General features: G+C 62.0%; 11 protein-coding genes, 1 tRNA gene and 1 pseudogene. 6 read left to right on the plus strand and 7 right to left on the minus strand.

Annotation, left to right across the window (positions count from 1 at the left end):
- Positions 1 to 42: 42 nt before the first annotated feature.
- From trmB to thiS, 3 genes are all read right to left on the minus strand, one after another.
- Positions 43 to 828, minus strand: a complete 786-nt coding sequence (trmB, locus tag F7R02_RS10545; protein WP_003487185.1) for a tRNA (guanosine(46)-N7)-methyltransferase TrmB — start codon at positions 826 to 828, stop codon at positions 43 to 45.
- A 238-nt stretch (positions 829 to 1,066) separates the two neighbouring features.
- Positions 1,067 to 1,861: a thiazole synthase gene (locus F7R02_RS10550; protein ID WP_003487184.1), complete on the minus strand. Its 795-nt coding sequence runs from the start codon at positions 1,859 to 1,861 to the stop codon at positions 1,067 to 1,069.
- A 49-nt stretch (positions 1,862 to 1,910) separates the two neighbouring features.
- On the minus strand, positions 1,911 to 2,111 hold the full coding sequence (gene thiS / locus F7R02_RS10555) for a sulfur carrier protein ThiS (RefSeq protein ID WP_003487182.1): 201 nt from the start codon (positions 2,109 to 2,111) through the stop codon (positions 1,911 to 1,913).
- 194 nt (positions 2,112 to 2,305) lie between these two features.
- On the opposite strand from thiS, the gene F7R02_RS10560 reads away from it, so the two are divergent.
- The 4 genes from F7R02_RS10560 to F7R02_RS10575 all read left to right on the plus strand — a co-directional run bounded on the left by F7R02_RS10560 (position 2,306) and on the right by F7R02_RS10575 (position 7,053).
- The gene (locus F7R02_RS10560) at positions 2,306 to 4,090 is read left to right on the plus strand and encodes an autotransporter domain-containing esterase (RefSeq protein WP_005929918.1); all 1,785 of its coding nucleotides are present in this window, start codon (positions 2,306 to 2,308) and stop codon (positions 4,088 to 4,090) included.
- Between the two features lie 118 nt (positions 4,091 to 4,208).
- A tRNA-Gly gene (locus F7R02_RS10565) sits at positions 4,209 to 4,282 on the plus strand.
- Positions 4,283 to 4,349: 67 nt separating this feature from the next.
- On the plus strand, positions 4,350 to 5,915 hold the full coding sequence (locus tag F7R02_RS10570; protein ID WP_078589210.1) for a site-specific integrase: 1,566 nt from the start codon (positions 4,350 to 4,352) through the stop codon (positions 5,913 to 5,915).
- 286 nt (positions 5,916 to 6,201) lie between these two features.
- Positions 6,202 to 7,053 carry an Abi family protein gene (locus F7R02_RS10575; RefSeq protein WP_078589213.1) on the plus strand — a complete coding sequence of 284 codons (852 nt, stop codon included), beginning with the start codon at positions 6,202 to 6,204 and terminating at the stop codon, positions 7,051 to 7,053.
- Between the two features lie 154 nt (positions 7,054 to 7,207).
- Here the strand turns inward: F7R02_RS10575 and F7R02_RS10580 are convergent, their stop codons facing one another.
- The 3 genes from F7R02_RS10580 to F7R02_RS10590 are packed head-to-tail and all read right to left on the minus strand — an operon-like array spanning position 7,208 to position 8,706.
- On the minus strand, positions 7,208 to 7,588 hold the full coding sequence (locus tag F7R02_RS10580; RefSeq protein ID WP_078589215.1) for a hypothetical protein: 381 nt from the start codon (positions 7,586 to 7,588) through the stop codon (positions 7,208 to 7,210).
- Positions 7,585 to 7,899 carry a hypothetical protein gene (locus tag F7R02_RS10585; protein WP_078589217.1) on the minus strand — a complete coding sequence of 105 codons (315 nt, stop codon included), beginning with the start codon at positions 7,897 to 7,899 and terminating at the stop codon, positions 7,585 to 7,587. Before F7R02_RS10585 ends, F7R02_RS10580 begins: the two co-directional genes overlap by 4 nt.
- A gap of 45 nt (positions 7,900 to 7,944) precedes the next feature.
- Complete coding sequence (locus F7R02_RS10590; RefSeq protein ID WP_167521008.1) at positions 7,945 to 8,706, minus strand: hypothetical protein; 762 nt, start codon at positions 8,704 to 8,706, stop codon at positions 7,945 to 7,947.
- A gap of 101 nt (positions 8,707 to 8,807) precedes the next feature.
- Here F7R02_RS10590 and F7R02_RS10595 point away from each other — a divergent pair, with 101 nt between their 5' ends.
- The gene (locus tag F7R02_RS10595) at positions 8,808 to 9,149 is read left to right on the plus strand and encodes a helix-turn-helix domain-containing protein (RefSeq protein WP_078589222.1); all 342 of its coding nucleotides are present in this window, start codon (positions 8,808 to 8,810) and stop codon (positions 9,147 to 9,149) included.
- A 130-nt stretch (positions 9,150 to 9,279) separates the two neighbouring features.
- Positions 9,280 to 9,852, plus strand: coding sequence for a phosphoadenosine phosphosulfate reductase domain-containing protein (locus tag F7R02_RS10600; RefSeq protein ID WP_235900889.1), 573 nt, complete (start codon positions 9,280 to 9,282; stop codon positions 9,850 to 9,852).
- Here F7R02_RS10600 and F7R02_RS10605 read toward each other — a convergent pair.
- A pseudogene (locus F7R02_RS10605) lies at positions 9,826 to 9,947 on the minus strand (IS3 family transposase); the annotation flags it as partial. The gene F7R02_RS10600 and the pseudogene F7R02_RS10605 sit on opposite strands and share 27 nt — an antisense overlap.

Below are 9,947 nucleotides of genomic sequence, written 5' to 3' on the forward strand. Positions count from 1 at the left end.
ATGGAGAATGGGAAAAGCGGGTAACGCCGACGCAAGGAGGCGCTATCCGGATGCCGAAGGCAGTTGCTCTTGCGATTCCCGATTCCCGATTCCCGAATCCCGGTCGTACAACAGATCCCACACGCCGTGGCCGAGTTTCTGGCCGCGCGTCTCGAAGTGGGTTTGCGGGCGCCAGGTAGGGCGTTCGACGTGGCCGCGGGGGCCGGCGCGATTGACCAGGCCCGGGGTGGCATCGAGCACGTCCCACATCTGTTCGGCGTAATCGGCCCAGTCGGTGGCCGCATGCAGGCGGCCGCCCTCGCGCAGCTTGCGTACCAGCAACTGCGCGAACGCCGGCTGGATCAGGCGGCGCTTGTTGTGCCGCTTCTTGTGCCATGGATCGGGGAAATAGATACGCACTTCGTCCAGCGCACCGTCGGCGATCTCGTGTTCCAGCACTTCCACCGCATCGTGGTGATACAGGCGCACATGGGTGCTGCCGTCTTCCTCCAGCGCGTTGAGCAGGCGGCCTACGCCGGGGGCATGCACCTCGATGCCGATGTAATCGCGGCTTGGGTCCTGCTGCGCGGCAAAGCGCAACGCAGCGCCATTGCCGAAGCCGATTTCCAGCACCTTGTACGCATCGCGTCCGAAGGTGGCAGCCAGATCGCGTGGCGCACCGAGGTAATCCAGCCCGAAACGCGGCCATAGCGCATCGAATGCGCGTTGCTGCGCCGGCGTGAAGCGGCCCTGGCGCAGCACGAAGCTGCGCACCTGCCGGCGGCCCTCTTCGATGGTGAAGGGCTTGGGCGGCATCTTGGCGCCGTCGCTTGTGAAGGGATCAGTCATGAATTAGGTCATCAGCGAAACGAAAGCCCCTCTCCGACCGGGGCGAGGAGGCACGGTTTGCGCGCCATGGGCGCGCGTGCCTGGGAGCGCCCGCGACGCAGGCGCGGGCCGGGGGTTGGGGTGAGGGTATGGCGTGAGGGGGCGCTCGTAGCAACGCGCGATCTGGCAGCGGTCATATTCCGCACGCCGCACTGCCAATCATTGCGCCTCGGCCACAATGTCAACGCAGACCGCCCCATCATCCAATCACACCATCCACCGGGCTCGACGCCGATGCATAGCGCTTGCGTGGAATCCGCCCGGCCAGGAACGCCTCGCGTCCGGCCTCGATCGCCTTGCGCATCGCGCTGGCCATCAGGATCGGGTCGCGCGCACCGGCAATGGCGGTATTCATCAGCACGCCATCGCAGCCCAGCTCCATGGCAATCGCCGCATCCGAGGCGGTGCCCACCCCGGCATCCACGATGATCGGCACCTTGGCGTTCTCGATGATTTCCAGCAGGTTGTACTTGTTCTGGATGCCCAGCCCCGAGCCGATCGGCGCGGCTAGCGGCATCACCGCCACGCAGCCGATGTCTTCCAGGCGCTTGGCCAGGATCGGGTCGTCGGAGGTGTAGACCATCACCTCGAAACCATCGGCGACCAGTTGTTCGGCGGCCTTGAGCGTCTGCACCACATCCGGGTACAGCGTCTTCTCGTCGCCGAGCACTTCCAGCTTGGTGAGGTTGTGGCCGTCCAGCAGTTCGCGCGCCAGCCGGCACGTGCGCACCGCGTCCTCGGCGGTGTAGCAGCCGGCGGTGTTGGGCAGCAGCGTGTAGCGCTCCGGCGGCAGCACATCCAGCAGGCTGGGCGCGTTGGGGTCCTGGCCAATATTCACCCGGCGAATGGCGACGGTGACGATTTCGGCCGCGGCGGCTTCGGTGGCCAGGCGGGTTTCGTCCAGATCCTTGAACTTGCCGGTGCCGGTGAGCAGGCGCGAACGGTAGTGTTTGCCGGCGATGACCAGGGCATCAGAGGGGGCGGGATTCGTCATGCGGCAATTATCACCGATCGGGCGCTGATGCGCCGGCCTGTGCGGCGCATCAGCCGCCGCCCAGCGCGTGCACGATTTCCACCACATCGCCCTCGCGTAATGCGTGATCTGCATGCCGTCCGCGCGGCACGATTTCGCCATTGACCTCTACCGCGACGCGGCGCTGTGCTAGGCCTTCCTGCTCCAGCAGGGCGGACAGAAGCAAGTTGTCGGGAAGCGAGCGCGGAGTGCCGTTGAGTTGAATGTTCATGGCATCATTGTTGCATCGCGTGCCGCTCCGGCGCGCGTTTTTGCGTTATGCGGCAATGCAGCGTGAGCGCGAGCGGCGAGGGTGGAACCATGTGCCATTCGCCAGCGTACGTATGCACGCCGGTCCGGTCCCACTAACTTCAAGCAGGCATTCCGATGGCTTCAACACTTCGCCCGATCCGCTCCCTGATGGCCATGGCCATGGCCATCGCTATCGCGGCCGCCCCGGCCATGGCCGAGTCGGCCTTCGACCAGACCGTGTTCTTCGGCGACAGCCTCACCGACAGCGGGTATTACAATCCGCTGCTCCCGGCCGCCTCGCGCGCGGTCACCGGCAAGTTCACCACCAACCCGGGTTGGGTGTGGGCCGAATATGTCGGCGACCATTTCGGCACCAATGCCGCGCCCAATGGCAACGGCCAGACCGGCGACAACTACGCTGCAGGCGGTGCGCGCATCCAGGCCAGCTCGGTCAGCGCACTCGGCGCTGCGCCGTCGGTGACCAGCCAGATCACCACCTATCTCACCGCCAACGGCGGCCGCGCCAACCCCAATGCGCTGTACACCGTGTGGGGCGGCGCCAACGACCTGCTCGCCGCGTCCCTTGCCCCGGCACAGGCGCAGGCCATCATCGGCAGCGCGGTGACCGCCCAGGTCGGTGCCGTGGCCACCTTGCAGAATGCCGGCGCGCGCTACGTCATGGTGCCGACCATTCCGGACGTCGGCCTCACCCCGCGCTTCCGTGCGGGCGGCGCCGTGGGAATGGCGCAGGGCACCGCTGCAGCCACCGCCTACAACACCGCCTTGTTCAATGGCCTGCAGTCCGCTGGCTTGCGCGTGATTCCGGTCGACACCTTCCACCTGCTGCAGGAAATCGTCGCCAACCCGGGCACCTACGGCTTCAGCAATGTCACCAGCACCGCCTGCAACCCGGCCGTGCCGCTGCCGGCCTGTAACCCGACCAGCCTGGTCGCCGCCAATGCGCAGAACACCTATGTGTTCGCCGATGGCATTCACCCGACCACGGCGGTGCACCAGATCCTGGGCGAATACGCCATCTCGTTGCTGGAAGCGCCGCGTCTGCAGCAGGTGCTGACGCATTCGGCGCAGGCCGGCGGCCGCGCGCGCGCCGACCAGGTGGCCTGGCATCTGGAGGGCAAGCCGGACGCCGATGGCATGCGTTGGTGGGGCAGCGTGCGCGGCGACATGCAGCGTTACGACCATGCGGACCTGTACGACGGCATGGCGCCGGCCGGCCTGTTCGGTGTGGACTGGACTGCAGGCGACCTGGTGTTCGGTGGTTTTGCCGGTTTCGGCCGCATGGACGCCGACTTCGGTAACCGCAACGGCAGCTTCAAGCAGGACGACACCACCCTGGGCGGCTTCTTCGGCTGGTACACCGGCCCGGTGTGGGTCAATGCCCAGGTCAGCTACAGCTGGCTGAGCTACGACGTGGACCGCGAAGTCCAGCTTGGGCCAGCCACCCGCGTGCACAGCGGCTCCCCCGACGGCAGCAATCTCACCGCTGCCCTCAACGCCGGGTATTCGCTGGGCGAAGGTAACCTCAAATACGGCCCGGTGGCCGGCCTGACCTGGCAGAAGATCAAGCTCGACGGCTACACCGAAAGCAACGACAGCGCCACCGCGCTGGGCTACGCCAATCAGGACATCGATTCGCTGGTCGGCCGCGTTGGCTTCCAGGTGCGTCTGGACGGCGCCATGGTCAAGCCGTACCTGCAGGCGACCTACGACCACGAGTTCAAGGACGGCGGCGAAGCCAGCGCCTGGCTGCAGTCGATGCCGGAAGTAGGCATGTACACCGTTCCTGGCCAGAACTTCGATCGCAACTACGCCACTGTCGTGCTGGGTGCCCGCACCGGGCTGTGGGGCCTGCAGAGCAACATCGGCCTGAGCACCACCACCGCCCAGCGCAGCGCCCGCGACGCGACCTTGTTCGTGAACTTCAGCGGCAACTTCTGAGGCGCGGTACGCCACAGGTAGGTCATGCGCAACACGTGAGGGCCGGGCAACCGGCCCTCGTTCTATCTGCGCACGTTGCGCCAGACACCTGCACCCGCATAAACTCTGCCAGCGCCACGCGGGCGTAGCTCAATGGTAGAGCTGTAGCTTCCCAAGCTACTGACGTGGGTTCGATTCCCATCGCCCGCTCCAGAGCTTCCGCCAAGTCTCTAAGTGATTGACTAGGTTGGACATTTCGGCCGATTGATGATTCCGAGCGATGCCCCTTGAGGTATCAATCGAGGTATCAATCTTGCCCAAGCCTCTGATGATCTCGCGCTCAGCCGGCCTGTATGCGCGCTTCTTTGTCCCTACCGATCTTCGAGCCTCGATTGGCTCGCGTTACCTTGTCCGATCTCTGGGAAACCGTCGCGGTGACCACGCCAGGCTGGCGGCGGCCACGATGGGGATGGCACTATCGATGGCATTCGATGCTATGCGGAAAGGGATAACCGTGGATCTAGAAGAGCTGCTGGAAAAGGTTCGCAGTGGGAACATCAAAGAGCTGACGCTGAAAGATGTGACGCTGCCGGACGGCACGCGCATTGCTCAGGCGCAGCTGGACAACCCCGCCGATGCCGGGATCTTCGGAGACCTAATGGTGCGGGCGCGGCAGACAGAGCCCACTGAGGTCATGGCGGCAAGGGTGGCCAAGCGTCGGCAACAGTTGCGCGAGGGCAGTCAGCGCATATCCGGCGGCGGCGATGCACCCAAGGCGCTGATGCTGTCCAAGGCGATGGCCGATCATTTGAGAGACTTGGCCGGGGCCCGTCTGCATCAGAAGACCGTGTTGGAAAGCCGTCACACCCTGCGCCTGTTTGCAGGAATCATCGGTAAGGACGTGCCCGTGGCCTCGCTGACCCAGGATCACGTGCGGGCCTTCTTTGAGGGCGTGCGCTACTGGCCGTCGAATGCGACCAAGCGGCCGGCCTATCGGGACCTGTCGGTGCCTGAGGTCATCAAGTTGGCGAAAAAGAACCAGGAGCCGGAACCGGCGGCGTGGACCATGGCGAAGCACCGGCAACGGCTGAGCGTGTTCCTGGTGTCGCTGGTCGAGGGCAAGCATCTGGCGGTAAACCCGCTGGCGGGCATCCGGGCGATTTCCACGCCCGATTCGGAAGACACGGGCTCGCCTTTCACAGACGCCGAGTTGAAGGCTATCTTTGACCCGGTGGAGTTCCCGAAGTGGGCGTCGAAGTATCCGCATCGTTGGTTTGGGCCAATCCTCGGGCTTTACTCAGGGGCTCGCGTCAACGAGATCGCGCAGCTCCGGCTGGAGGATATCGACACCATCGACGGCGTGCCCGGCTTCTTTGTCCGCAAGATTGGGAAGAAGCAGAGCATCAAGAACAAGCACAGCCGGCGGTTCATCCCGCTGGCTCAGCCGGTCATCGAAGCCGGGTTCCTCACCTACGTGGAAGAGGCGAGGCAAGCTGGGGTCGAGCGGTTATTTCCGGACCTGCCCAACTCGACAGGGCTGGGCTACGGACGGCAGCTGAGCCGCCAGTTCTCCGTCTACATCAAGCGGCAAGGGGTATCGGAGAAGGGACAGGGCTTCCACGGGTTCCGCCACACCATCGCTTCAAAGCTGGACGAGGCCGGGGTGTCGGCTTCTGCTATTGGAGCTCTCACGGGGCACGGGACTGGGCAAACCGTCTTGGAGAAATTCTATATCGACCGGCGGAGCTTGCCGGATCGGGTGGCGACACTTGTCAAATTTGGCGTGCCTGTATGCTTGCCCACATACCACAGAGGCAAGTTCGTAGCTAATCTAGCTAAATTATAGGGAGCGATGCGATGACATTAGCAGCACTTCACCACTTTTTCGCTGAATCGCAAGCCCAGTCAAGCATCAAGGGCGTGAAAAATGCCTGTGGAAGATAGGAGCGTCAGAGGAAATTCAAAATTTCAGGCCCCAGAAACGAAAAGCCCCGGCTCTAGTCCGGGGTAGGTGTTTCGCGGCCTTAGCAGATATCTGCACCAGCCAATGTAAACCTATCATAGTGCTATGTTGGCAAGGAGTCAAGTGGCTCCATGATGCTAATCTATGCCAGGGAAAATAGGGGGAGCGCATGACAGGAGTCGCAGTATACAGCCCGCAGGTCATAGAGGAGTTGATTTCAACGTCACGCCTGCATAGCTACCGCAGCGTCTTCACTCATCTTAGTGAAGAGGAGGTGATTGGGGCGTATCTATGGAACGCACACGCCTGCGCCCAGCTCTATCCCCTAATTCAAATCATTGAAGTCTCACTCAGGAATGCGATTGACGCATCCTTAACCCCGTCCCGTAACCAAATGTGGTGGGCTGGCGGACGTCTGCGCTACGCGAGCTATCGTAGTAGGGCAACAGAGCCAGACGTAGTGCAAAAGCTTAGGGATAATTTCGTTAAGGCAACTAGGCAGGTGGCAGTCGATAAATGGTCCCGTTATAGGATTCGCATCCCTGCTACTCATGCAGAGATTGTCGCAAAAGCTGAGTTCTCGACATGGGAGTGGGTGTTGGATTCAGAGTTTTATGGCAATACGCTTTTCTGGCCTGCGCATCTTCCCTCGGCATTTCGCGGGGAATGGGCCGGCCGTAGCGAGATTGATCTCCTAACTCATGTGCGGGACCAAGTTCGGTCAATAAGGATGTTCCGAAATAGGGTTTTCCATCATGAGCCAGCTTGGAAAAAATTCGGTATTTCCAGTGAGGAAGAGGCTGTCGCGCATTTGCAAGAGCGAGTCATTCAGCTCTCAGATTTCTTGAAGTTATTGCACGGAGATTTGCACATAATGGCGCGAGGGAAGCATATGATTGAAGCTGCACGTCGTGCTTGTTCGTCAGAAGAACTTTCAAGGTTTAAAGAAAGCTCTCGCCAATATCGATTCCTGATGCGACGCAGAATATTGAGGATGACTTCCTCTCAGATAAAAGCCTGATTGCTCAGTAGCGTCAGCATTCCACTGGCAATAAGCGAGCTTGGTGTTCCGCTCTCGGACGACTCATGCCTCCGCTGTGAAGAAATACCTATTGTTTATGGTCCGCGACGGGCCCCCTGCAAGCAGAGCAGTATGGAGGCACAGCCAAGTTTGATTACATAGTTAGCTGCGTATACAGCACAAACAGAACCATAGGGAGTCCGCTGAGCATCGAGGTGACCCAAAAAGCTCCCATGACGGTCAGCGGGGTCATGACCCACCATTGAGCCCAGCTGAAGCCTTGGTCCCGCTGCCGAGCCGCATAGGCCTCCTGCGGATAGAGCCGCTCCGCCTTCCTCAGGCCCCGCCTCGCCATGAGTGGCCCAACGATGAAGCCGAACGGGCCCAGAAAGAGCAGTGACAGCGAATACCACCAGAAGAACCGGTTGTGCGGAGTAGTCACCTTCTTGGGGGCAGCGCGCATGGCGCCGTCTTCGCGGAAGTCGCCGATGGCGCCTGCCGACATTCCCACAAGCGAATCGGGTTGAGTCTTCATTTGGCGTAGGCCCTCCAAGTGCCGTCGGCCTTCGCATAGCGAAGATTTTTGCTGACCGGGATCGGCACCTGCCGGCCCTCGATGTTGAGCACCGCTTGGCCGCGGGTATCGCAGCGGTAGCCCTCGGCGCCTTCCGCTTCAACGCAGCCGGAGAGCTCGAATTGCTGGACGTCGGTGACCTGTCCGGCACCGCTGTCTTTCAGCAACCGGACGAACGCCTCTTTGGCATTGTCAGACGAAGGCTTGCCGGCGCAGGCGGTCAGGCCCAGGGCCATGGTCAATGCGACCAGGCCGATCCTTGCGTGTTTCATGTCTGTCCTTTGATAGCGAGAGGGGGTGGGTAGGAGGCGGCGGGGTTACTTGTCTCGGTTGCCGTCCGGCTTGAAGCCAGCAATCCAGAGCCTGTTGTCTTTGAATGGCGTCAGCATTCCCGAGGGGCCCGGGTGCAGGTCGGCCGTCTGGATGAAGCCGGCCATCCACGCAATGCGCAGCGACACGTCCACAGCACGGTCAGCGACCCCAGGACGGCTCACGTTGACCACGAACGGCTGTGCAGGCGGGTTGGGACCGGTGGAACGCTGGGCGCCGGTGTTCGGCTTGCTGGGCGGCACTCGGATGCCATTTAGCGAGTCCCGGCCTTTCCACAGCGCAGCGCTGTTGAGCTCGGCCGTCTCGCCCAGGTCGTCGGTCTCGGTCAAGGCGGCATCGAAGCAGGTGCGGAAGCTCTCGGTCGTCGAGGCTGTTGGGCTGGTCCAGATGCGAGCCTCCGCAGTCCAACAGGGCAGGGAGGCGCCCCACTCGGTGAACGTCAGTGCCGCCCGAGGCCACTCCAGCTTCCCGCCCTGCGCTGCTTGGTGGTTGTCGCCCTTGAAAAGCCCGGGCAGCTTCCCGGCACCGCTGAGGGGTTCATAGATCGAGTCAGCACCTTGGTTGCCGGCCTTGGTGCCGGCGTTCGGCTTGATGCCGACCATCTGCTTCCCAGTGTCAGCCAAGCCTTTGCCCAGCTGGCGGAAGAAGCCTGGCTTGGGGGCAGAGCCGTCCTGGGCGTGGGCGGAGATAGGAGCAACCAACATCATTGCCAGGAGCGCAGCGAACGCTCCTTGTCTTGAAAGTTCCATATGGCCTCGGGTGGGTGCAGTTCTATCTGCCATATTGGCAGATAAGTGCGCTAGGATGCTACTCGGTGCAGACTTGGGGGTCAGCCATCAGTTAGATCTCCATGCCCGCATCCCTGCCCACAAGTTCTGTCTTTGGTCGTCGCTTGCGCGCGGCCCGGCGCGTGGCGGGCCTGTCGCAAGTCGAACTAGGAGCGATGCTGGGGATGAACGAGAAAGCCGCCTCGTCACGTCTCTCCCGTTACGAGCGAGGAGACCGAGAGCCTGACCACGAGACCCTGGCTGCCTTGAGCGATGTCTTGGGGGTTCCGGAGGCCTACTTCCACGCCGGATCTGATGTCCTGGCCGAAGTCATCCTCTTGGTTGCTCGGCTGCCCGAGGAGCGGCAACAAGCCGTGCTAGACCTCGTCAAGAGCCATCTCACTTCTGACGGCACTTCGGATTAGCTTGGTGTGCCTTGAGCTGGCCGCAGCGCGGTCACCGAGGCCCAATCGATACAAAGCCTTTCACGATGGTGGGGCCTTTTTTGCGGCCCCGCCCGGCTTGGCTGCATCAAGCCTATGAGACAATCTGATGATGAGCATTGCACGTCCCCGCCCCCAGATGGACCCCGCGCTGGGGAAGAAAATTCAGCGCATTCAGCAGGACATCCGAGAGGAATACCTGGCCGATCATCAACACCCCTGGGTCATCGGCTTTTCCGGTGGCAAAGACAGCACCCTCGTTACGCACCTGGTCTTCGATGTCCTAATGTCTCTTGCTCCGCACGAGCGGACGCGAGAGGTTCATATCGTGTCCAATGACACCCTCGTGGAAAGCCCGCTGGTCGTCACCCACGTTGCCACGGTCCAGTCTGAAATCGACCACGCCGCCAATGCTTGGCGGATGCCGGTTCGAGTGGTGACCACACGCCCAGAAACGGATTCCACCTTCTGGGTGAACCTGATTGGCAGAGGTTATCCGCCGCCGAACAGGTCATTTCGCTGGTGCACGGACCGGATGAAAATCCAGCCGACGAGCCAATATATCCGTTCGCAAGCGGACATGGCAGGGCAGGTGATCCTTCTTCTGGGCGTCCGGCGCTCGGAGAGCTCCACGCGCGCTGCAACGGTTGCTCGGGTTCTACCCCGATATCACGGACGGTTGTAAAAGAGCTGCAACCTTCTGATCCTGCTTGGCCGCCCTTCGCCGCATCCTTGGGTTGTGGCGTCGCTCGATGTAGTCAAACACATCCGCTCTTGCTC

The sequence above is a fragment of the Xanthomonas cissicola genome (genome assembly GCF_008801575.1).
GTDB classification, from domain to species: Bacteria; Pseudomonadota; Gammaproteobacteria; order Xanthomonadales; family Xanthomonadaceae; genus Xanthomonas; species Xanthomonas cissicola.

Coding starts and splice junctions, on each gene's coding strand:
- trmB (WP_003487185.1), bottom strand. CDS start 828: ATGACTGATCCCTTCACAAGCGACGGCGCCAAGATGCCGCCCAAGCCC.
- F7R02_RS10550 (WP_003487184.1), bottom strand. CDS start 1,861: ATGACGAATCCCGCCCCCTCTGATGCCCTGGTCATCGCCGGCAAACAC.
- thiS (WP_003487182.1), bottom strand. CDS start 2,111: ATGAACATTCAACTCAACGGCACTCCGCGCTCGCTTCCCGACAACTTG.
- F7R02_RS10560 (WP_005929918.1), top strand. CDS start 2,306: ATGGCCATGGCCATCGCTATCGCGGCCGCCCCGGCCATGGCCGAGTCG.
- F7R02_RS10570 (WP_078589210.1), top strand. CDS start 4,350: ATGCCCCTTGAGGTATCAATCGAGGTATCAATCTTGCCCAAGCCTCTG.
- F7R02_RS10575 (WP_078589213.1), top strand. CDS start 6,202: ATGACAGGAGTCGCAGTATACAGCCCGCAGGTCATAGAGGAGTTGATT.
- F7R02_RS10580 (WP_078589215.1), bottom strand. CDS start 7,588: ATGAAGACTCAACCCGATTCGCTTGTGGGAATGTCGGCAGGCGCCATC.
- F7R02_RS10585 (WP_078589217.1), bottom strand. CDS start 7,899: ATGAAACACGCAAGGATCGGCCTGGTCGCATTGACCATGGCCCTGGGC.
- F7R02_RS10590 (WP_167521008.1), bottom strand. CDS start 8,706: ATGGAACTTTCAAGACAAGGAGCGTTCGCTGCGCTCCTGGCAATGATG.
- F7R02_RS10595 (WP_078589222.1), top strand. CDS start 8,808: ATGCCCGCATCCCTGCCCACAAGTTCTGTCTTTGGTCGTCGCTTGCGC.
- F7R02_RS10600 (WP_235900889.1), top strand. CDS start 9,280: ATGAGCATTGCACGTCCCCGCCCCCAGATGGACCCCGCGCTGGGGAAG.